A 19435-nucleotide genomic window follows, 5' to 3' on the forward strand; every position below is an offset into this window, starting at 1 on the left:
AAGACATCTCCACATTATTTTCAATTCCTAGGCATTGGATGCTTGGTTGTGGATCACATTTTTTATGAAAAAAATAATTATCATAGAAAACATCACCTGATGTTAACTCAAATAAGACATTACAACAACGACATATTTTTTTGGTCATATCTCACAGACAACCTCACTTTGTTTACTACCACCGTACAATGAAATAATTCCATCAACATCACATTCAGAAATGAGGGGTATTGAGGTAGTAATGGTAGGATACATCAAATCTTCAGGGGCAGTAGAATGTGCCAATCCAACTGCGTGCCCAAATTCATGTCTCATTATGGTAGATAGTTGACTTTTTGATAATTGATCTACACCGTAAATAGTAATATGTGATTTTAGAATTCGATTCTCTTCTAATAATGCAGTTGTAAATCCAGTTACGCCATTAGGGCTCCTCTTAGTAGTTAATGTGATTATAATGTCCCCTGATGTTTTGGATTTATCTGGAGAGAGAATTTCAAAAACAGATGGTATTGGGTGGATTGTTTCATCTGTAATGCTTTTTAGTGCACCACTCCATCCGAGATAGTTTATGGATGAAGTGCCTTTAGGACCTTTTTGCAATAGTGAATTATCGATATTAATTTTTTCTTCAGAGAAAATGGCATTTTTTAATTCTAGATAATACTCTTCACTGATCAAATCAGAACCAATGATACTGACATACAAAGGTCGGTTAGATGGAATATCCCAATAACTCCAAGTATCTATTGTGTCTCCCCTTAGATTTTGGACAAGATAACCACCTGTAAGGACATCGCCATTCGTTGCATCAATGGAATTACTTGAAAATATCACCAGCAACAACACAGGAATAACAATGCCCATGCTAAGAAATGCAACAGGTTTGTGTTTTTTTGGTATTTTGATACTTTTTTGATTTTTAACTTGTAGATTTGATTCATAGTATGTTTGGCAACTTAATTTGATTTTTTCAAGAACTTCATTAGTCATTCTAAGTTCATCTTCTAAAACACATGACTTTTCTTGTAAAAGATACTCAATTTTTTTATCTAATTCAAAGATAGTGTAGCTATCTATTAGGCTCATACCATAACATAGTATGATTATAAGTTAACTGGAATGATCATAATGTGATCGTTTGTAAACGTGTAACTATTTTATATTACATAAGCACGCCTAATAATCTCAAATCATGAGATGATAATAGAGAAAATTGACACGGTATAAATCCTAGAACAGCACTATGTGTGTGTGGATATCATTTTACACGAGTTATTTGTTTGAAAAAAACATCCGTAGTATCCATTCGAATTAATGATGATGAAAAAAAGGCTCTTGAAATAGAAGGGGATTTAACAGGAATTACATTAAATGCACTGGTTGATAAAATTATCTCTAGACATATCAGATGGGATAGATTTTCTCGTGAAATAGATAGTGTAAGTATAAACAAAAAAACACTAACGGTTTTACTAAATAGTATAGAACCCGTTAAACTAGATGAAATATGTAAAATGAATCCAATGATATCTATGAAAGATGCAATATTGTTTTCCAAAGGAGAATTCACAATTGATAATTTTTTAAGCGTTTTTGATATGTGGCTTGATACATCCAATATCAGTTATAGACACATATCTAATTCAGGATTTGACAGATACATCATCAAACATGAATTAGGGCATAATTTTTCAGTATTCCTAAATTCACTAGTAGAAAAAATTCTAAATGAATTAAAAATTTCATTAACCAATATCGATTCTAACACAAACCACATTTCTTTTGAAATTAATAGAATACAGGAGGTTAAAAATGTCAAACTTTGAAAATTATCGTGAAATATGTAATGATATTTTAAAACATCGTAAAATGTACGATTAATGCATTCAAATTATTTTCAAAGTATAAAATCACACTTTAATTCTTTAAAAATAGTCCACGTTTTTTGAATTTACCAGAGGTAAGTTTTGTGAAATTAGTTAATGCTATCATTTTGAATTAAATAAGTTGGTTTTGCGAGCTTGTTTATTTCAGCGATCCGATTAAAATGGAATTCTAGTCCTTAACAGATATTATTTTGCCATCAAGGCACCAACCAGATTCTAGTTTCTTCAAGACATCTGCAAACCCTCCAACAGAAACATTCTCCCCAGAACATCCAATGATATATGGAGAAGGAATACCAAACGCATCAAATTTTATCTGCATGTCTAGTTTTCTTTTTTCATCACCGTATTCTGTTTTAATATCCTGTTCTTGGACATACAAAATATGTCCTCTTTCCCACAAGATTTCAGTTTGGGCATCAGGATATTTTTCTAAGAACAGTTGGGTTTCTTCTAATTGATTTGCCTTTGAAATTATTTCAATTTCATTGAAATTTGCAAATATTTTAGACTCATCCCATAATCCAAAATATGGAAAATAAGAAAAAATAACAGAAGAGGGTACAAGAATCCCTGCAGTAATTATTGAAACTTTAAACAGTAACGTATGATTTCTCATTTTCTATCTCTTAACCATACGATTGATCATAAGTCCTGCAACCACAACGCTTGCAGTTATAACTATTGCAAATACAAACTCTCCAGATTGCACTTGTGGTTCTATTGAAGTCATGTATGGAGGCAATATTGGTCGTGGGTATTTAGCTGCAGACTCTAGAGGATCATGAGGAGAGTATGCAAGAATCCACGTAAATACACCTGCTAACCCAATAGAGGCAAATCTAGTAATTTTGCCTAGTGTCTTTTTCAATGACTTGCTAGTGTTGGCATGATTTGCTGCATCTTTTGATAGAATAACTATTGCAGGCTTTGCACGATAGAACCTCAATGGACGGCCGCGACTGTTTGTAGACTCTTTTGTTATTGTGACAATTTCAGTGTCAACCATTTTCTTAAGATGATGGATTATTAGATTAGGGGAGAGGCCTGAATCTTTTGAAATATCCATTATAGTAAATTCTTTTTCTGAGAGCAGCATCAGAATTTTCCTGCTTGACTCATTGCTGAAAACCTCGCCTAGTAATTTTAGTCGGTCATCATCTGTTGGGAAAATCTGGATAGCATCTTTTTCATACTCTACAGAGCTTTGTGTGTTTGCTTTCTCATTATTTGTTCCCATGAATCTCTGGGTTAGTCTGTTTTGCTTATAACTTTTGGTTCAATCCTGATTGTAGCAAAGTCTTATTTAGAAAATATTGCAAATATAACTATGAGTCAAACCATAAAAGAACAAAATACATTCAGAGACGATACAGAGCAGTCAGATGCAAAGCCATGTGGTTGTGAAAAAACAACATGTGCAATCGGCATTGCAAGTGTTGCAATAGGTATTGGCGGATTTGTATTGGCAAGTCTCCTCTAAATTATTTTCAACCCAAAAAAGTTGCCCTAAAAATGCACCTACAAAGGAACAGGTCTTATCGGATTGACATTCAAAAGCCTAGTTTTCATTTTCCACCTTGAGATCAAACCGAAGTGACTTTCCTACAGTTCTTAATTCATTATGATCTGTAGATTCAAAGAGGGTATCAGTATTGATTTGGTAGGAATATGTTCCACCAGTCATGTTGTCAGGAATGGTAATTGTCAATAGTAGTTCCTTTTGTGATGTGACTAATGTGTCTGATAGATACATTTCAATTCCTCGTCCAGGACAATAGGAATCTGTGTCAATGTCATCACATTTACCTGCAGAGCCAAAATAACTTTCAACATCAATAGTTGAAGACATTATCGGAATTTTTGGTTTTAACAAAACATTAATCTCCTTTGTTTCCCCAACTTTGATTGGAATTGTAAGTGGTGTGTCATTGTCATTTATCATAATAGACATAGGATCTGGTAACGCCGATGCAGAAACAGGTTTTCGAATTTGAATGCTACTAGTTTTAGCCCACCCTCGCTCAACCAGTTTCTGTTTGGTTGATTCTGTTACACATGCAGGTGTTCCATCATGCTTTAGGACAAGAACTAGGTTTTCTTTGCATTGGATTTCAAATATTGGAATTCCCAAACTAAATTGTTTTAGTGGGGAATCTGTAGTAGTGTGCTCTAACAAATTATGCTGAGAATTATTTTCTGCAAAAGAAACTCCTACAAATCCAATTATTCCAATTGCAAATATTATCAAAAATCTAGTCTTCATTTTCAAACTCCATCCATGTACAATCCATACTGTCAATATGATGGGTTTCATTTTGCCATTGGATAATAGGGTTAATGCATGGGCCTCCTGATTCCTGACAACCACAAAGATCTAAAACTTTTTGCAACATATGGTTATCATTTTTTGCCCATCCCCTTTCAATCAGTTCCTCCCTAGTTTCAGGAGTTACGCATACTGGAGTTCCGTCTTGCTTTTTTATTAAAAGTAAAGTTTCTTTGCATTCTGTTTTATAAATTGGAATACCTGACTTGAACTGCTTTAGTGGAGGAGGGTAAAAAACATCAATCTGTTCAAACATGTCAGGGTTTTGCATCAAAATCTCCAATGCACACTGATCATAGATGATTTTTGATATACTGCCATTAGTATTTCTTTCCAGTACCGATAGTCCAGTAACAACTGAATTAATTATGTCAATTGCCCGATAGGATTCTAAAGATGTGTAATCAACATACTTTGCATAAATAGTACTGCCATCCACTATACGAAGTCGTTTGCCTGGACTAGAGTCCGTTGTAGTAAAAAATACATTGGCATCAAATATGCCCGTATCCTTTTCGGTTTCAGTTAAAACATACTCTACATTTCTGTAGTCATTATCAGACCACATCGTTACATTAATCTCCTCGACAAGTTCAGAGTTACGATTCATGTCAGGATCAGTTACTTGAAGAACAGCATCAGAGCCGACCATGAAACAACTGCCTATCCATTCAACAGATCCTTCATGAAATTGTTTTTGTTCTTCGGTATGTGCCGGAGTTGCCAACCCAAGTATGACGCATGATATTACAAGAAAAATCACAAAATACTTCATACTGTATGAAATCCTAACATATCATTGAAAAGGGCTTCTGATGTTTTGCACATAGTCTTCATGCTCTAACCAAATGATACAGATAAGGTGTTTGTGTATATTCCCAAAATCCAAACAACCCCAATCACCGCCAGGCCAGATACAATTAGTTTTTTCTGCCTTTTACCAAACATCAAATACACACCTGACAAAATAAACCAAACAGGAATCATAGAAAATAAGAGTATTGCCAAATATGATGAATTGTCACGATCTAGATCAACATAACAAACTCCATCTACATAGCGAGTTCCTTCCCTGCAATCAGGAGTACATATTCCATCTACCAATACAGCATTAGGTCCACAAACATCTTCATCAGATAAAGAGGCACGAGTCGTAAAATCAGGATCAAGCCTTACAAAATGACTATCATAAGGAAGACTGCTTTGAATTTCATTTCGCGATAAATAATATCGATAGACATTATAATTTTCTATTTCCTCGACCCATTCTTCTATGATTCCATTATCTAGTGCCTGATTCATTTCAACTTTTTTTGATTCCATCCATTCTGTACCTTTGTATTCATAGTACGGAGCCCATGCATCATGAAATTTCTGATGACTTGCAGGACCCATATCAAAGCACGGAGCATCAGGCCAGTCATCATTGTATAGGCATTGTGCGAATCCCTGTGGAAAAACCATGGGAAGTACAATCATTCCGACAATTATCAAAAGTCTAGTTTTCATTTTCTTATTCTCAATTAGATATGATTAATAATCATCCCATGATTTGTCAGCTTTTTCTGGATCGAAATCATAGTTTTCAATATCAAGATGAACTGAGATTGCAGATGCTCCTGCAGGAACCATGAAAACATAATCTGTAAAGTATGTCGGATATGGGGCATCAGGGGATTTTACATAATGAGACGTAGAATAGTTTGTTTCTTTGTCGTCAACTTGGATAGAAACGCCAATTAATTTTCCAATTTGCCATTCTTTGGTTCCATAAGGCATGTAATAATTGACCCCATCATCATTTAGTCTAATTTTCACATATCTGTCATTTTCAGCAGATGGAAAACCTAGAACAGTGATACTATTTTCTGGTTGATAGTCAACTGAATCAAGCTCCAAGTGTGACGAATAATACAAGATGCGTCCTTTGATGTGATCTACAAAAAGATAGTTTCGCTCCAAAAGACTTTCAGCAGATTCAGATTCCAGATAAACAGGCTCATGTCGAAAGTTTTTCCAGCTCTGCAATAATTTATTTTTTGGAGAGTCTTGAAACAAGATATCATAAAGAGTAGAATCTTCTTCGATTGCGCAAAGAGAAGATAGTTTTTGCTCCAGTGAAAAATGCAGTTCTCCAGTCTCATACAATACTGCCAGATAATACGAAGAACCAATATTTTTTCCTACAAATTCTCCACAAATCGAAATGTTGTTTTCATTGCCATAGTCATAATTGAATTTGCCAACAGTGACTTGATACTTGTTGAGATTGTCATTTCCTCTTATGTGATGTTTGACTATAGCAGCTGCACGTTTTTCCTCAAAATCAGTAAAAAAGGATTTTTCATCTAGTAAAACCTCTGCAGCTTGAGATTCAATTAACGCAAAACAGTCTCCAAAAAAACCAACAGATGTTTCTTCTCTTGGAATCTCATCATAGATATTGGCATACTGTATGTGTGTGCTGTTAATTGCAGCCTCTAGCCAATATGCTTTGGTCTTTTCTTGGTTTACTGCAAAGCCGCAGTTATAGCTATGTGGCTCATAAATCAGAATTTGGAATCCCCTGTTAAGTACAATATCTTCCTTGCTTACGTCAATTCCAACATCATGAATTTTTTTTTCAAATATTTCTGGCATTATTTTTGCAATAAGCAAATCATAATTAATTTTCCCACTCTCAGTAAACTCTACATTTTCGTTTTCAGTGTATGGCACGTATTGTTCGGTTTTCTGTGACTGTGCAAACGCAATGCTACCAGCAATCAACAAACCAAATATCAAAAATATTGCAAAATATTTCATACCATATGAAAAGAAAGATCAGTCATTGAAAAAGTCTTCTGATGTTTTACATCTAGTTTTTATTTCCAAAACTCCCATTTTCTTTTTATTGGAACGTATTCTATACAGTCACATTGTCTACAATTTACTCTTTTGTCGTTTGATGAATAATATTCAAATCCTTTCTTTGATTCCATTTTCAGATGATGTAAAGTCATACCATGACCGCATTTGCATTTATCACTAATAGTCTTCATTTTATTTTTCTCCAAAAACAATACACAATACTAATTGCAACCGCACATCCAATGCCAAGCAGAATCAATTCGTATGCAGTATTTGTAAATGCAGATGGTTTGTCAATTGGTTCTCCGGTAACAACTATCATTTGACCAGGACCTAATTGAGGCCCTATTTTGTCCAGATTAAACTGAGAGTGTATGTGATATGTACCAGGATATAGTGCTTTTACAGTTATGGAATAGTCTACAGACGAGCCACCCACGACATCAAAAACAGTTGTAGGAGGATCCCTTGCCAATATTTCCCACCTGTTGTCTGCATAAGAGGATTCAGAAAAAATAGACATCCATGCTGGAATATCTTTGTCCACGTTACTTGTAATCTTGCCTTCAATAGTGAGAGTCTCACCTGTCTGCATATGTGATTTGTCAAATGTTTCATCAGTTATCCTGACAAAAGTAGTTGCGGGATAGAATACTTCATGCGCATGCGCATTGGAAATCATAAACAGTATCGAGATTGTAATTGCCATAATTATCAATAATCTAGTTTTCATTTTCTATCCTCTTGAAACTAAAATTCCCCAATGTCTTGGAATTAGTTTGCTAGCAGTATCTCCAGTTACGCAGACAGGTCTGGAATCCTTAGGAGATAGCAACATTGTTAGTCCATCTTTACATAGTATCTCATCTGTAGGGATGCCGAATTTGAATTGCTTTAGAGGAGGCAGTATTGAAGAGTGTGGCGGACTGTCTACAACTTTACACATAGCGGGTTTCAACTCAGGTATGAACGCATGAATGATTTCGATTTTATCTGTATCAGGTGAAAATGACATAGAGATTTTTCGGTAGTCCTGATATGGGATCTCGTCATAATCTATCTCATCACCGTCACGCAGAATAAAAAATTGGCTGTCCTTGCCATCTGTTTTAGGATCAAGTACATTTCTTGGAAGTTCAATGTCTAGAGTTACATCAGATTCGTTTTGAGAAGATACGTCAATCAGCAACGAGCCATGTTCACAGAACAGAGTCATGTCATCAATCATGCCGTTTGACACGACATAAGGAATGTTGTACCTAACTTGTTTTTCACGCAATGAAAATATTCCCTCATAAGGTTCCGGTTCTTCAGGTTCTGCTTTCATGGCATTCAATGCCTTTACATCATCTGCACGCCCATCCAAAAACCATGATCCTGAACAACTGCTTGTTGCCAAAACATCCCCATCAATTTTTGCAAATATCAGATATTTGTTGTTTGGAACAAATTCGACACCGCATATTCCGCTATCCACTCCAGTAACTACTGTAACATCACCTGTCACAATTTGTGGAAAAGAGTCGGCACCTTTCCAGACTTGGATCACATTAAAATTTCCAGCAATTTTGTGTTCTGAAAAATCCCATACGTTTGGGTATAGTTTTCCAGAAAAGATCACATCAGAGTTTTCAATTCTTTGCTCAAGAGTGGATCCTACACACTCACACGCAAAAACAAAAGGGAAAGATAGTCCGGTTAATCCAATTATTCCAATTGTAAACATTATCAAAAGTCTAGTCTTCATTTGCCAATCCTTCACATTGATGTGATGTTATAGTGTTGATAAAATAATCAGAATAGCCTTCATGATAGACTATTTCATATTCAACAGAAGGTATCTGCGATATTATCTTTTTTTCAGGTTCTGAATCTTTGAAAAATTTGTGTAAGTCAATTGTAATTTTATCATCATCTAATTGTATTTCACAAATGCTATAACCTAATCCCAAAATATTTGATTTAATATCTTGAAACAGTGATTGTGTCAATATAATATTTCTAGTCCATTCTCTTTCAATCAGTTTTTGTTTAGTCAGTTCCGTTACGCATGCAGGAGAGTCATCGTATTTTTGGACAAGAACCAGATTCTCGTTACATTTTATATTTTCCAATCCGAATCCATAATCTAGTTGTTTTAACGGCGAAAAAACACCGGCATATTTATCCAAATTTTCAAACTGATCATAGTATGTATACACATTCCAATGTGCCACATCATCCTGTTCATCAAGCCACTCATTAAGAACATCATCTCGCAATGCAATCATCAATTGTATTTTCATCGCAGTCATCCAGTCATCGCCTTTTAGATCATAGTAATGGGACCAGTCCTGTCTTCTTTCTTCAAGAGACTCTCCTGCGTCATGACAGGGAGCATCTGGCCAGTCAGGATTCTGAACAGCACATATCCCAAATGCCATATCAACAGACGTAATTGCAATGAATCCAGTTAGAATCAAAATCAGAAAATACTTCATAATGTATGAAATTTCATCCTATCATTGAAAAGTGCTTCTGATGTTTTGTATCTGAATCATAACCTAACTGCATCCAAAACCTGACTTGTCAACCATATTACCGGATATGTTTTCTCGCACAAAAAATATGTGCTCAAGTGAAAACTTTTCAAAAGAAAAGACAAACTTGTATTCTCCGGTGTTGTTTAGCATTACAGGATCTCCAATGTCATGGAATTTGTATTCCTTGCAAAAATCAACTGGAGAAATACGTCCGAGTGTGACGTGTCCTATGTCATCATAGTTTGTCCACAGGACATGATTTGTCTCATTTACTAATTTGATATCAGGGGCATGAGGTCTAGGGTAATATCCCTCCAGTTTGATCGTAAAGTCATTTACTTTTTCCCCTACTGCAAACGAGCTTTGAATCTCATTAATGGAGATTTTTGCATAAGGGTACTTGTCGTCATAGCAATGGTAATTATTTACATGATTCCAAGCTTCATCATACTCTGTGATTTCATAATAGATTTCTTTTTCATAATCATTGCAAAATACAGTAATCTTGTCTGCTTTGAAATTTTCATCAAAAACTATGTGCAGCCTTGCAGAATATACATCCCTTACTCTATCAGAAAAGCTTACCGAATCATCTGATGCAGTTCTGAAAATATCGTTACCATATTGGCTTTCAAATGCCTTGACTATTGGTTCGTCTTTAAAGTGGGAGAGCAACCCGTCTCTGTAGCACCCTGTTACATGATCCACATATGATCGTAATTCATGTACAAATTCATATTTCAAATAGTATGATTTTCCATCATGGTTAATTCCAAACTGGCCCTTTCCTGATTCGTCTGGCATTTTTTCCAAAACTTGGAGCATCTGTCTTGTATGTGTAGCATCAAATGACAAACCATCTCCTGTTTTTCCAGAGACTACTTGTTGTAATAGTTGGCTTTGCTGTACTTGGTTATTCGTGATGTTTTGAAATGCTGGAACAAAATAGCCTGCACAACTTCGTTGTATGTCCACATGACTATGTGGCGCCATCTTGTAGTCTATTGTAGTTGGAAACAAAATCTTCTGAATGCTTGTATTTTCTGAAGTTCTAAGTGTATGGTCTGCAAAAAGCAGACCAATGGATGCCACGATTACAACTAAAATTATTGATGAAATTAATATGCTAGTTTTCATTTTCTTTTTCTCCTGAATACATTAGGGAATGCCCGATAATCAAAATAACTCCCAATCCCAAAAATAATTTAACAAAAACAGATTGAATCAAATGCAATTGTACAGGACAATTATTTTCTAAAGATTCATTCAAATCATTAAAAATTTGAGATAAAATAATTTTACAGCTAGACGAATTTAAGTAAGTTTCAAAGTATGCAATATCTAAACTTAAAAAATAAAAATGCAATGTAATTCCAAATCCTAACAACATTATTCCAATAATTATCCAAGATCTAGTTTTCATCTTTCTATCCTCTGGAAACTAAAACTTTCCAATGCATTTGAATTAGTTTGTCAAAAGTGTCTCCAGTTACGCAAACAGGTCTGGAATCCTTAGGAGACAACAACATTGTTAGCCCTTCTTTACATCGTATCTCATCAACATATAATCCAGATTCAATTTGTTTGAGAGGTGCAGGGTAAAATATGTCAAGGTGTGCAAAATCATCTCCAGTGCCAACAAGATCCATTTGTTTTTTTAAGCATGGATCATAGACCAGAGGTATGTCATAAAGAGATGAAAGTTTTTCCCATCTCTCCCAAGAACCTCCAAGTGAAAGAATTTTTGCAGAGGTAGTCTCCATTATGTTTAGTTCATTAGAAGACGATACTGTATAGTCCACATATTTTGCAAAGATAGTATTTTCAATTCCAACTGGAATTCTGTGTCCGGATGTCTCATCATATGCACTTCCAAGAAATACAAGGCTCTCAAAAACACCAGTAGAATTTCCAGTCTCAATTACATTTACAGGTAAAATCTTGTTTTCTCCTGTTTCTTCTTCCATCCAATCAGACCAGACAGTAATTTGAAACTGATCTGGAACATTGGAATTAGCGTTCATGTCTTGATCAATCACAGTAACAGTTGCAACATCATGAGTAGAATAACATCGAGAATCCCATTGTATTATGCCAGTTTGAAATTGGTTTAGAGCAGAATCTGGAAATTTTTCATAAAACACATTGTTGTAGCATTGGTGGTTTTCATCAAATTGTACTGGACTGTAAAGCTGCCACGAACCTGCCAGTATGACGGGATAGAGAATCTCCAAGTTTGTCTCACCCTCAACATGTATCTTGTAATGAGAATAGCACGGATTTGGGATTATGTCATAACCAATCTCAGTACCGTCTGTCAGCATGATTGGATTTTCACCATGGTGCCACGAAGTAGTAAAGCTTGCAGGAGTTGGCAGGTTTTTTGGAATTTTGATATCAAGAATTCCAGTAGAGTCTTGTTTTAATTTAATATCAAAACCCAAAAAATCCAGAGATTCATCAGAACGTGTTGTTATCGACTGAATCATATCAGGACTAGTCTCAATTTTGAAAACTTTATCAGAAGTAACTGGAACAGAGTCATCAAATCCCGGAACCAATAGTATTAACCAAGATATGAGAATGAGAACAACATCCATCAAAAGTACGGACTATTGTATCATTGAAAAGTGCTTCTGAGGTTTTGTATCTACAAGCATTTTTTCTAAAATATGTGCACCATTATAGAGTTTTGTCAAACTAGTCAGATACTTCTAGCATTCACTTATGTTTTGATTCATTGAATTTCAGAATTATTCAGAAGCATATTGAATTTGAATGAATCTTTGAATATTCAAAACTCTATTCTTTTTTTGTATGCCTGAATATGCTTTGAATACATACATTGTTCAGGCATACAAAACGGTCAAATCTCATATTCAGAGATATTCAGGCTTGTATGTTACAAATGTCATCTACCCAATTCAAAAAAGCATTCAGGATTATTCAGAAACTCCGATATTGTTCAGGCATACCATTCAAGAGTGGTGTTGTCAAGACATGAAAAAATCACTAACGTACAAACTATCGTACACTTTTTGTACGATTACAAGAATAAAATAGTCAATTTCTTAATTTTTAAAAATTAATGATCATATAAGATTTGCAGGGATTATTGATGAAAAATTATTTGTTTCAAAAGAGCGTAAAGGATTAGTGAGGTTATTGACAGATTCTGAAACAGAAGAATCTATCAGTAATATAATTACAAAATGGGAAGATCGTAAAAAATTAATTTCAAAATTAGGGAATGGGATTTTCTCAATGGCTGTATATAGTAAAATAATACGTATGAGTACCCCAATTAATGAAAATTGTTTATTATTAGTTAGTATAGATCCAACAGAATCATATCAGGAGATAATTACTGAAATTATAAAATTGAAAACAAATAATTTTTTAATTTAATTCATAATTCTAGATTTTTTTCAATGATTTGAGATTTAGTTGATTATTGTAAAATAGAGATTTTACACCTAAAATCCCTATCTCAGGGATAGATTTTGTATCTAAAATTGGAAAAAATCAATAATTTTCATTTTTCTTCTGGCGGTTTTATCTTTCTAAGTAAAGATGATTTTAACATTAACCACATGATTAAATATTGGAATAGAAGGTAAACATCTGATCCCACACAATGTCAAAAATATTCAAAAATATAGCAGTAGGAATAATCACTCCAACTCATACAAAAAAATCATTTAACATTGGACTTCAATTAGCAAAAGAATTAGGTTCTGATCTAACAATAATCGAATGCATGTACAAAATACAGCCAAAACTGTATTTTTTTGAGACAAAATCAGACAAAAAAATAGCTGCAGCGCAAATTTCTAAACTAAAAACAGAATTAGATAATTGGAAAAAAATTGCAAAAGACCAAGGAGTTAATGTTAAAACTAAATTTGCCTTAACTGACTCTATCACCCATTGGATGATAGACTATGTTAAAGATAACAAAATTGATCTGTTAATTGTAGATTATCCCAAATTGTCAACAATAGAAATGACACTATATGATGACATTATAAACACAATTCATCATGAATCTCATTGTCATCTTTTAACAACAAAAGAATAGTAAAATTATACAGGCATAGTGAAAGTATTCTTTTTTTATAACAAATATATCTCAACGTCAAACTTTAGGTTACTATGATCAAGGGACTTGTGGTTTCAATGGGTCTTACAATGGTTCTAGTTTTTGGTTTACTTTTTGCATTACTTGCAGGTTTGAGTTTTTATTTTAATCTCGGAATCTTTGTTACAGTAGGGTTAGCAGTAGGTTTAGGTTTGTTTCAATGGGCCATTGGCCCATCAATAGTTAGATGGAGTACAAACATGACTCCATTAAACAAAGAAGAGTACCATTGGATTGAGGAAACAACTAATGAGATATGTATCAAAAATAAAGTGAAAATTCCAAAAATTACAATAGCCAATACAAGTATGCCTAATGCGTTTGTTTTTGGCAGGACAAGCAAATCTGCAACAATGACTCTAACTAGAGGATTACTTAGCACATTGACAAAAGATGAAGTTAAAGGAGTCATTGCTCATGAAATAGCTCACATAAAACACAACGACATGGTTGTAATGACAGTCATTTCAGTAATTCCAACCATTGCATATTTTATTGCATTGTCAACTATGTTTGGAGGAAGAACACGAAATCAAGGAGGTTCTGCAATGCTAATTGGAATTGGTGCATTCGTAGTATATTTTATTACAAATTTATTGATTCTCTACTTTTCACGTCTTAGGGAATATTATGCAGATGATTTTGCAGGAAGACAAGTAAAGCCAACAACGCTTGCAAATGCTTTAGCAAAGATCACGTATGGATTAAGCTTACAAAAACAACAAGCAAAAAACTCTACTTTACGTTCATTTTATGCAGTAGATCCGATTTCATCAAGTTATGAGGTAACAAAATTTTCTTCATATTATGAAGATCAAAATATTTCAGAAGAAGAAGTAAAGAAAGCAATGGATTGGGAAAGAAATAGTAGTTTTAGTAAATTTGGGGAAATTTTCAGGACACATCCATTAACTTTCAAAAGAATTGAAAAATTATATCAACTTGAGAAAGGATTTTAATCTCATTTTATTTCTAGGTTTCATCTAATTCCATGTTTGTCAAATCAGATAATAATTCATCTAACAAAATCAGACAAGTCTATTGAAAGGATTGTTAGATTTTTTTTTTCCATCGTTTAATTATTGGAATTGAATTAAGTTAATTCAGGAATACACTCAAGTTCATAATTTTAAAATAAAAAAAGAGGATTGTTAATCCTCAAATTAAAAAATACTATTTCTTTTTTGAAGCTTTTTTAGTTGTTGTTTTAGCTGCTGCTTTTTTAGTTGTTGTTTTAGCTGCTGCTTTTTTCTTTGCTGCCATAGAAAAGGCATTAATTTACTCGGATTTCTACATATGATATTAAAAAAAGTATACAAAACAAGTATTATTGCGAATACTATTTCAAACTCTAAAACGACACAAACAATCGCATGATTTCATTTTAAACCAATCATTACTTGCAAAATTATAATTCTAATAATTTTTGTATTGTGTTCTTTCTATTACGTAGTGTTACAGTGGATAGACCCGAAAATTTACAGAACCGACTCTGTGAAATATTATCCCCCATCAGCATAGATGCTAGATACAATGATGCAGCAGCCTGTCCAACAGGATTCTTTCCTGCAGCAGAGCCGCATTTTTCAACATCTGACAATATCTTCAAAGCATAACGTTTTGTTTTTTCAGAAATACCCAGATCATTTGATAGCTTTGTCAGAAATGAAGAGATATTGTATTGTGGTAGTACAAGTCCAAATTCTTTAATTAAAATCCTAACTGATTTTTGCAGATGTTTCTTTGTAATGTTGGCAGTCTCAGAAATATCCTCAAGACTTCTAGGGGTCATGGTTTGTCTACATGATACATACAAAGATGCGGCCATCAAATCATTAGAACTCCTTCCTCGAATCAATTGATGTCTTTGTGCCTTTCTAAATAGTAAAGATGTAGCCTCCACAGTATTCTCAGAGATACCTAATTTTCCTTTCAACCCATTTAGAAAAGTTAAAGATTTTACACGTGTTCTCTCAGATGATCTTCGTGTTTTACTTCTACTATCTAATATTCTTAGACGATTAAATCGAGATTTGTTAGATGAGCTTAAAGATTTGCCTGTAGCATCTTTATCTTTTCCAATAATAGATGACATTCCTCTATCAAACATTGAAAGGGATTGCTTTGGGCCAACTTGACTCTTACTCATGAAATCCTCTAAACTATGAAGCGGAATTTCATTATGGTTATCTATTTTTTCTTCTATAACAGTACCACAATTTGCACAAAAAATTTCTCCATTGATTGTGTCTGTGATTAATTTACTTTCATCGCAATTGTGAACTTGATATTTTTGTAACATAAAATTTAGTAGATTACTGCAGTATTAAGGAAAGTAATAGTTGTGTTAATTCAGAGTCAGCACAATTACACATTTGCCATTATTATTCATAGGCTCAATTTTGATTTTAAATGGCATCATTTGGGTTTGAATCTAGTGTTACAAGTCTAGAGTGAAATAGTTAGGAAGGAATTTCTTTTTTTAGTTGATTTAGAAATTCTTCAAGCACTTTGGTTCTCTTTTTAGCCTCAATCTTACCTGATTTTGTATTCATCAAGGATTCCAGTTTCAGTAATTTTTGATAGAAATGGTCCACAGTCCAAGTTTTGTCATCAGGAGTTCTTGCTTTACAAAACGGATCATCGATGTTGTAAAATGGTCGTTTCAGTGAACCTCCAGTAGCAAAAACTCTTGCAATGCCTATTGCACCCATTGCATCTAGTCTATCTGCATCCTGAAGAATTTTCCCTTCCAAAGTGGAAGGGGTTTTGTTTTGAGAAAAACTATGATCAGCAATAGCATCTGAAATAATTAAAATTTCTTCTTTTGAGAAATCATATTTTTTCAGTAAAAGTTTAGATTTTTTTGCACTCTCTATAGAGGACATTTTGGAGCGTTTATCAGATTTTGAATATGAAACAATATCATGAAGTAAGGTAGCACATAAAACCAATTTTTCATTTGCTTTTTCTTTTTTGCATATTTTTTGAGCATTCTTGTATACCCTCATAACATGATCAAAATCATGAGCAGAATCATTATCCATGATTTCTTTAACTTCATTTTTTATAGAATCTATAACGTTCATTAGATTCTCCATATTCTTGGTTTGACAAATTTAATTTTTCTTTTCGTAATTAAAAGAGTCCAATTAATAGATGCAAAAAGAACAATCAGCCCAATACCGGCACCATCAATTAGTAAAATAGCTGTTAATCGATCTTCAAATAATTCTAAGAAAGGAGTTAAAACGGCATTTCCAAAATAAATCATAACAATATATGAAATGACCCTACCAAACCAAAATCCCACATAAATCCCCAAACTTTTTGCACGCATTAATCCATAAGCAATGAATAACATGTTGCTAGGAAGTGGAGTTGCACCAAACAGAAAAGATGCAATTAGATAACCGTATCTTTTATTATTCAAATAATTTCCAATTACATCCAGGTTGGATTTTTGCTCTTCTGCAACAAATCTTCTAAAAACTACACTAATCTGTTTAAGAACAAATCGGCCAATGGTAGCCCCTGTAGCTCCGACCATAGCAAGAATTACTATATTCAATGTTGGATCAAGAAGATAAAATGATGTTAGAATAATCCAGCTTGGAGGCATTAAGATTGGAGCGGCATTTACTCCAATTAGTACAAGAAAAATTCCAAAATATGAAAATTCTCCAAAAATTTCAAAAATATCCATGATCTTTCAAAAAATATAGTATTTTTTTTATTTCTAAACCCTTGGATTCGCACTCAGTCATGAAAAAATATAATTCTGATCTAAAAAATTATAAAAATTACAAGTTTTTTGAAACAATAATCATGTATTGTAAAAAATTGGATCAATGATGCAATATCTTTATAAGTTATTTATGCCTAACCTGTGTATGTCGGAGATGGTTTGGAAATGTTTCAGATGCAATCTCTCTTTCAAAGACGACGAAATAGCAGAAATACATAAAGAAATTTCAGCACATTCAGTCACTAAAGTAAAGTCTATTGTTGCATAATTGCAAATTTTTACAGAATATATCAATTTTAATTAAAATTTAGTGCAGAGGGTGGGATTCGAACCCACGAACTCCTAAGAGAAGGGATTTCCTATTTTGAGGATCTTGAGTCCCTCTCGGTTGACCGGGCTTCGATACCTCTGCAATGAGATTGCGTATTGACCAATATTTCTCGATTACTATTTGGGATAAATTAAAAAATTGATCTGTAATTTTGACATTTTTTTAACAAAGCTTATAATCGTGCGCAAATGACTCAAAAATATGTCAGAATTCATACCAATTTCAGACGCAAAAAAAATGCGAAGTGGAGTTAATGTGGAAGCAGAAGTAGTAAGCAAAGGAGATCCTAGAACTGTTAATCTCAAAAGTGGAGGAACAGTAGATGTCTGCGATGCAGAAATTGCCAACGAAGATAAATCTGAAGAAAACAAAATGAAACTCACATTGTGGGGTGACGATATCAAAGCAGTAAATGTTGGAGATAAAGTTGTCATTACAAATGGATATACTAACGAGTTCAAAGGCGAAGTATCCTTAACCAAAGGCAAATTTGGTAAGATGGATATCAATCCTTAAGAGATAAATCAGATTTTTAATTTATTTTATTTTGTAACATCTAAAGTTACTACAATTTCTGTTTCATCATTTTCAAGGTCATCATCCAATGTAATTTTTTTATCTAAAAGTTTGAACTCCTCAATTAGAGAGCCATCCTCAGTGAATGTTCTAACTAGTTTGCTTTTCGGTAGAACAGACACATCACTAGCATCATGATATTCTTTGACGGATTCACCATTTTTTATGATAATCTTCATTCTACAGATTAAGATAAAATTAGATAATTAAAAGTATAAGGCTTATAATTTCAGTTAATTTTACTCATGAATTAAATTTGAATTCCTAAAGATTTGGATAAAAACTGGAAAACATCCTATATACTAAATCCACACCATGCAATTATGAATAAATCCATACTAGCAATTGTTGCAATAGTAGTGGTTGGGATGGGTACAGTATTTGCGGTATACCCATACTTTACAGAATCAACTGTAGATGAGGCAATACCAGCTGGCGCCATTACTCAATCAATGATGGAAGATAAGGATGCAATGTTGATCAAAGATGACTCCATTATGGAGGAAGAATCCATTGAAATACCCTCAATATCTTATGCTGGAACATTCATCGGTGTCGGCGATGGAATTCACGATGCACAAGGAGATGCGTACACAATACCACTAGAAAATGAAAGCACCATACTAAGACTGGAAAACTTTGAATCAACAAATGGTCCAGACTTGTTTGTCTACTTGGCCACAGATGATAAAGCATCAGACTTTGTCAACTTGGGTGATCTAAAAGCAAACAGAGGAAATCAAAATTATGAAATTCCTGACGGAACTGATCTTAGCAAATACAACAAAGTTCTGATTTGGTGTAAAGCATTTGGTGTTTTATTTGGCAGTGCAGAATTATCTTCCTAAGAATTTTTTTAAAAATAACAAAATAATCATGCGTTTACTTTATAGAAAATAATTAAAAGACTATCGTCTAGATTTCTTTTTAGCTGCAGTCTTTTTCTTTGCTGGTCTCTTTTTAGCTGCAGTCTTTTTCTTTGCTGGTCTCTTTTTAGCTGCAGTCTTTTTCTTTGCTGGTCTCTTTTTAGCTGCAGTCTTTTTCTTTGC

Annotated in this window: 26 protein-coding genes and 1 tRNA gene; 8 read left to right on the plus strand and 19 right to left on the minus strand. The window is 33.7% G+C overall.

What is annotated here, in order from left to right:
* Positions 1-144 precede the first annotated feature (144 nt).
* The gene (locus ACW9W4_RS08565; RefSeq protein ID WP_457762045.1) at positions 145-1089 is read right to left on the minus strand and encodes a matrixin family metalloprotease; all 945 of its coding nucleotides are present in this window, start codon (positions 1087-1089) and stop codon (positions 145-147) included.
* A gap of 194 nt (positions 1090-1283) precedes the next feature.
* Here ACW9W4_RS08565 and ACW9W4_RS08570 point away from each other — a divergent pair, with 194 nt between their 5' ends.
* Positions 1284-1829: a hypothetical protein gene (locus ACW9W4_RS08570; protein WP_457762046.1), complete on the plus strand. Its 546-nt coding sequence runs from the start codon at positions 1284-1286 to the stop codon at positions 1827-1829.
* 229 nt (positions 1830-2058) lie between these two features.
* Here ACW9W4_RS08570 and ACW9W4_RS08575 read toward each other — a convergent pair whose 3' ends face one another.
* Both ACW9W4_RS08575 and ACW9W4_RS08580 read right to left on the minus strand, forming a co-directional pair.
* Positions 2059-2508, minus strand: coding sequence for a hypothetical protein (locus tag ACW9W4_RS08575; protein WP_457762047.1), 450 nt, complete (start codon positions 2506-2508; stop codon positions 2059-2061).
* A gap of 3 nt (positions 2509-2511) precedes the next feature.
* Positions 2512-3129: an ArsR/SmtB family transcription factor gene (locus ACW9W4_RS08580; protein WP_457762048.1), complete on the minus strand. Its 618-nt coding sequence runs from the start codon at positions 3127-3129 to the stop codon at positions 2512-2514.
* 90 nt (positions 3130-3219) lie between these two features.
* Here ACW9W4_RS08580 and ACW9W4_RS08585 point away from each other — a divergent pair, with 90 nt between their 5' ends.
* Entirely contained in the window at positions 3220-3372 is a 153-nt protein-coding gene (locus tag ACW9W4_RS08585; RefSeq protein ID WP_457762049.1) for a hypothetical protein, read from the plus strand.
* Positions 3373-3450: 78 nt separating this feature from the next.
* On the opposite strand, the gene ACW9W4_RS08590 is transcribed toward ACW9W4_RS08585, so the two are convergent.
* From ACW9W4_RS08590 to ACW9W4_RS08640, 11 genes are all read right to left on the minus strand, one after another.
* Positions 3451-4155: a hypothetical protein gene (locus ACW9W4_RS08590; protein WP_457762050.1), complete on the minus strand. Its 705-nt coding sequence runs from the start codon at positions 4153-4155 to the stop codon at positions 3451-3453.
* Positions 4145-4993 carry a hypothetical protein gene (locus ACW9W4_RS08595; protein WP_457762051.1) on the minus strand — a complete coding sequence of 283 codons (849 nt, stop codon included), beginning with the start codon at positions 4991-4993 and terminating at the stop codon, positions 4145-4147. The genes ACW9W4_RS08590 and ACW9W4_RS08595 overlap by 11 nt, the downstream gene beginning before the upstream one ends.
* A gap of 65 nt (positions 4994-5058) precedes the next feature.
* On the minus strand, positions 5059-5727 hold the full coding sequence (locus ACW9W4_RS08600; RefSeq protein WP_457762052.1) for a hypothetical protein: 669 nt from the start codon (positions 5725-5727) through the stop codon (positions 5059-5061).
* Positions 5728-5751: 24 nt separating this feature from the next.
* Positions 5752-7023: a hypothetical protein gene (locus ACW9W4_RS08605; protein ID WP_457762053.1), complete on the minus strand. Its 1272-nt coding sequence runs from the start codon at positions 7021-7023 to the stop codon at positions 5752-5754.
* 59 nt (positions 7024-7082) lie between these two features.
* On the minus strand, positions 7083-7259 hold the full coding sequence (locus ACW9W4_RS08610; protein ID WP_457762054.1) for a hypothetical protein: 177 nt from the start codon (positions 7257-7259) through the stop codon (positions 7083-7085).
* Positions 7256-7801: a methane monooxygenase/ammonia monooxygenase subunit B gene (locus ACW9W4_RS08615; protein WP_457762055.1), complete on the minus strand. Its 546-nt coding sequence runs from the start codon at positions 7799-7801 to the stop codon at positions 7256-7258. Before ACW9W4_RS08615 ends, ACW9W4_RS08610 begins: the two co-directional genes overlap by 4 nt.
* Before the next feature lie 3 nt (positions 7802-7804).
* The gene (locus ACW9W4_RS08620; protein ID WP_457762056.1) at positions 7805-8815 is read right to left on the minus strand and encodes a hypothetical protein; all 1011 of its coding nucleotides are present in this window, start codon (positions 8813-8815) and stop codon (positions 7805-7807) included.
* On the minus strand, positions 8805-9548 hold the full coding sequence (locus tag ACW9W4_RS08625) for a hypothetical protein (RefSeq protein WP_457762057.1): 744 nt from the start codon (positions 9546-9548) through the stop codon (positions 8805-8807). The genes ACW9W4_RS08620 and ACW9W4_RS08625 overlap by 11 nt, the downstream gene beginning before the upstream one ends.
* Before the next feature lie 63 nt (positions 9549-9611).
* A complete protein-coding gene (locus ACW9W4_RS08630; protein WP_457762058.1) occupies positions 9612-10727 on the minus strand; it encodes a hypothetical protein in 1116 nt (371 codons plus the stop codon).
* Positions 10717-11013 carry a hypothetical protein gene (locus tag ACW9W4_RS08635; protein ID WP_457762059.1) on the minus strand — a complete coding sequence of 99 codons (297 nt, stop codon included), beginning with the start codon at positions 11011-11013 and terminating at the stop codon, positions 10717-10719. Before ACW9W4_RS08635 ends, ACW9W4_RS08630 begins: the two co-directional genes overlap by 11 nt.
* A gap of 4 nt (positions 11014-11017) precedes the next feature.
* Positions 11018-12151 (minus strand): hypothetical protein, encoded by a 1134-nt coding sequence (locus ACW9W4_RS08640; RefSeq protein WP_457762060.1) that lies wholly within the window; start codon positions 12149-12151, stop codon positions 11018-11020.
* Positions 12152-12407: 256 nt separating this feature from the next.
* Here ACW9W4_RS08640 and ACW9W4_RS08645 point away from each other — a divergent pair, with 256 nt between their 5' ends.
* The 4 genes from ACW9W4_RS08645 to ACW9W4_RS08660 all read left to right on the plus strand — a co-directional run bounded on the left by ACW9W4_RS08645 (position 12408) and on the right by ACW9W4_RS08660 (position 14690).
* The gene (locus tag ACW9W4_RS08645) at positions 12408-12653 is read left to right on the plus strand and encodes a hypothetical protein (RefSeq protein WP_457762061.1); all 246 of its coding nucleotides are present in this window, start codon (positions 12408-12410) and stop codon (positions 12651-12653) included.
* 102 nt (positions 12654-12755) lie between these two features.
* Entirely contained in the window at positions 12756-12998 is a 243-nt protein-coding gene (locus ACW9W4_RS08650) for a hypothetical protein (RefSeq protein ID WP_457762062.1), read from the plus strand.
* Between the two features lie 229 nt (positions 12999-13227).
* A complete protein-coding gene (locus tag ACW9W4_RS08655) occupies positions 13228-13671 on the plus strand; it encodes a universal stress protein (RefSeq protein ID WP_457762063.1) in 444 nt (147 codons plus the stop codon).
* 74 nt (positions 13672-13745) lie between these two features.
* Complete coding sequence (locus ACW9W4_RS08660; protein ID WP_457762064.1) at positions 13746-14690, plus strand: zinc metalloprotease HtpX; 945 nt, start codon at positions 13746-13748, stop codon at positions 14688-14690.
* A gap of 449 nt (positions 14691-15139) precedes the next feature.
* On the opposite strand, the gene ACW9W4_RS08665 is transcribed toward ACW9W4_RS08660, so the two are convergent.
* The 4 genes from ACW9W4_RS08665 to ACW9W4_RS08680 form a co-directional block, all read right to left on the minus strand.
* Complete coding sequence (locus ACW9W4_RS08665) at positions 15140-16033, minus strand: transcription initiation factor IIB (RefSeq protein ID WP_457762065.1); 894 nt, start codon at positions 16031-16033, stop codon at positions 15140-15142.
* A gap of 160 nt (positions 16034-16193) precedes the next feature.
* A complete protein-coding gene (locus ACW9W4_RS08670; RefSeq protein ID WP_457762066.1) occupies positions 16194-16820 on the minus strand; it encodes an HD domain-containing protein in 627 nt (208 codons plus the stop codon).
* Entirely contained in the window at positions 16820-17440 is a 621-nt protein-coding gene (locus tag ACW9W4_RS08675) for a hypothetical protein (RefSeq protein WP_457762075.1), read from the minus strand. The genes ACW9W4_RS08670 and ACW9W4_RS08675 overlap by 1 nt, the downstream gene beginning before the upstream one ends.
* A gap of 350 nt (positions 17441-17790) precedes the next feature.
* A tRNA-Leu gene (locus ACW9W4_RS08680) sits at positions 17791-17891 on the minus strand.
* Positions 17892-18011: 120 nt separating this feature from the next.
* On the opposite strand from ACW9W4_RS08680, the gene ACW9W4_RS08685 reads away from it, so the two are divergent.
* A complete protein-coding gene (locus ACW9W4_RS08685) occupies positions 18012-18326 on the plus strand; it encodes a DNA-binding protein (RefSeq protein ID WP_457762067.1) in 315 nt (104 codons plus the stop codon).
* Between the two features lie 26 nt (positions 18327-18352).
* Here ACW9W4_RS08685 and ACW9W4_RS08690 read toward each other — a convergent pair whose 3' ends face one another.
* Positions 18353-18565 (minus strand): hypothetical protein, encoded by a 213-nt coding sequence (locus tag ACW9W4_RS08690; protein WP_457762068.1) that lies wholly within the window; start codon positions 18563-18565, stop codon positions 18353-18355.
* Positions 18566-18709: 144 nt separating this feature from the next.
* Here ACW9W4_RS08690 and ACW9W4_RS08695 point away from each other — a divergent pair, with 144 nt between their 5' ends.
* Complete coding sequence (locus tag ACW9W4_RS08695; RefSeq protein WP_457762069.1) at positions 18710-19234, plus strand: DM13 domain-containing protein; 525 nt, start codon at positions 18710-18712, stop codon at positions 19232-19234.
* The last annotated feature ends 201 nt before the right edge of the window (positions 19235-19435 follow it).

Source organism: Candidatus Nitrosopumilus sp. bin_7KS (assembly GCF_054095835.1).

Excerpts from the sequence above, each read along its gene's own strand:
- ACW9W4_RS08665 (WP_457762065.1), bottom strand. The coding sequence starts at position 16,033 with ATGTTACAAAAATATCAAGTTCACAATTGCGATGAAAGTAAATTAATC.
- ACW9W4_RS08620 (WP_457762056.1), bottom strand. The coding sequence starts at position 8,815 with ATGAAGACTAGACTTTTGATAATGTTTACAATTGGAATAATTGGATTA.
- ACW9W4_RS08685 (WP_457762067.1), top strand. The coding sequence starts at position 18,012 with ATGTCAGAATTCATACCAATTTCAGACGCAAAAAAAATGCGAAGTGGA.
- ACW9W4_RS08575 (WP_457762047.1), bottom strand. The coding sequence starts at position 2,508 with ATGAGAAATCATACGTTACTGTTTAAAGTTTCAATAATTACTGCAGGG.
- ACW9W4_RS08645 (WP_457762061.1), top strand. The coding sequence starts at position 12,408 with ATGCCTGAATATGCTTTGAATACATACATTGTTCAGGCATACAAAACG.
- ACW9W4_RS08695 (WP_457762069.1), top strand. The coding sequence starts at position 18,710 with ATGAATAAATCCATACTAGCAATTGTTGCAATAGTAGTGGTTGGGATG.
- ACW9W4_RS08605 (WP_457762053.1), bottom strand. The coding sequence starts at position 7,023 with ATGAAATATTTTGCAATATTTTTGATATTTGGTTTGTTGATTGCTGGT.
- ACW9W4_RS08590 (WP_457762050.1), bottom strand. The coding sequence starts at position 4,155 with ATGAAGACTAGATTTTTGATAATATTTGCAATTGGAATAATTGGATTT.
- ACW9W4_RS08595 (WP_457762051.1), bottom strand. The coding sequence starts at position 4,993 with ATGAAGTATTTTGTGATTTTTCTTGTAATATCATGCGTCATACTTGGG.
- ACW9W4_RS08565 (WP_457762045.1), bottom strand. The coding sequence starts at position 1,089 with ATGAGCCTAATAGATAGCTACACTATCTTTGAATTAGATAAAAAAATT.
- ACW9W4_RS08610 (WP_457762054.1), bottom strand. The coding sequence starts at position 7,259 with ATGAAGACTATTAGTGATAAATGCAAATGCGGTCATGGTATGACTTTA.
- ACW9W4_RS08600 (WP_457762052.1), bottom strand. The coding sequence starts at position 5,727 with ATGAAAACTAGACTTTTGATAATTGTCGGAATGATTGTACTTCCCATG.
- ACW9W4_RS08580 (WP_457762048.1), bottom strand. The coding sequence starts at position 3,129 with ATGGGAACAAATAATGAGAAAGCAAACACACAAAGCTCTGTAGAGTAT.
- ACW9W4_RS08635 (WP_457762059.1), bottom strand. The coding sequence starts at position 11,013 with ATGAAAACTAGATCTTGGATAATTATTGGAATAATGTTGTTAGGATTT.
- ACW9W4_RS08625 (WP_457762057.1), bottom strand. The coding sequence starts at position 9,548 with ATGAAGTATTTTCTGATTTTGATTCTAACTGGATTCATTGCAATTACG.
- ACW9W4_RS08670 (WP_457762066.1), bottom strand. The coding sequence starts at position 16,820 with ATGAACGTTATAGATTCTATAAAAAATGAAGTTAAAGAAATCATGGAT.
- ACW9W4_RS08655 (WP_457762063.1), top strand. The coding sequence starts at position 13,228 with ATGTCAAAAATATTCAAAAATATAGCAGTAGGAATAATCACTCCAACT.
- ACW9W4_RS08630 (WP_457762058.1), bottom strand. The coding sequence starts at position 10,727 with ATGAAAACTAGCATATTAATTTCATCAATAATTTTAGTTGTAATCGTG.
- ACW9W4_RS08690 (WP_457762068.1), bottom strand. The coding sequence starts at position 18,565 with ATGAAGATTATCATAAAAAATGGTGAATCCGTCAAAGAATATCATGAT.
- ACW9W4_RS08585 (WP_457762049.1), top strand. The coding sequence starts at position 3,220 with ATGAGTCAAACCATAAAAGAACAAAATACATTCAGAGACGATACAGAG.
- ACW9W4_RS08615 (WP_457762055.1), bottom strand. The coding sequence starts at position 7,801 with ATGAAAACTAGATTATTGATAATTATGGCAATTACAATCTCGATACTG.
- ACW9W4_RS08660 (WP_457762064.1), top strand. The coding sequence starts at position 13,746 with ATGATCAAGGGACTTGTGGTTTCAATGGGTCTTACAATGGTTCTAGTT.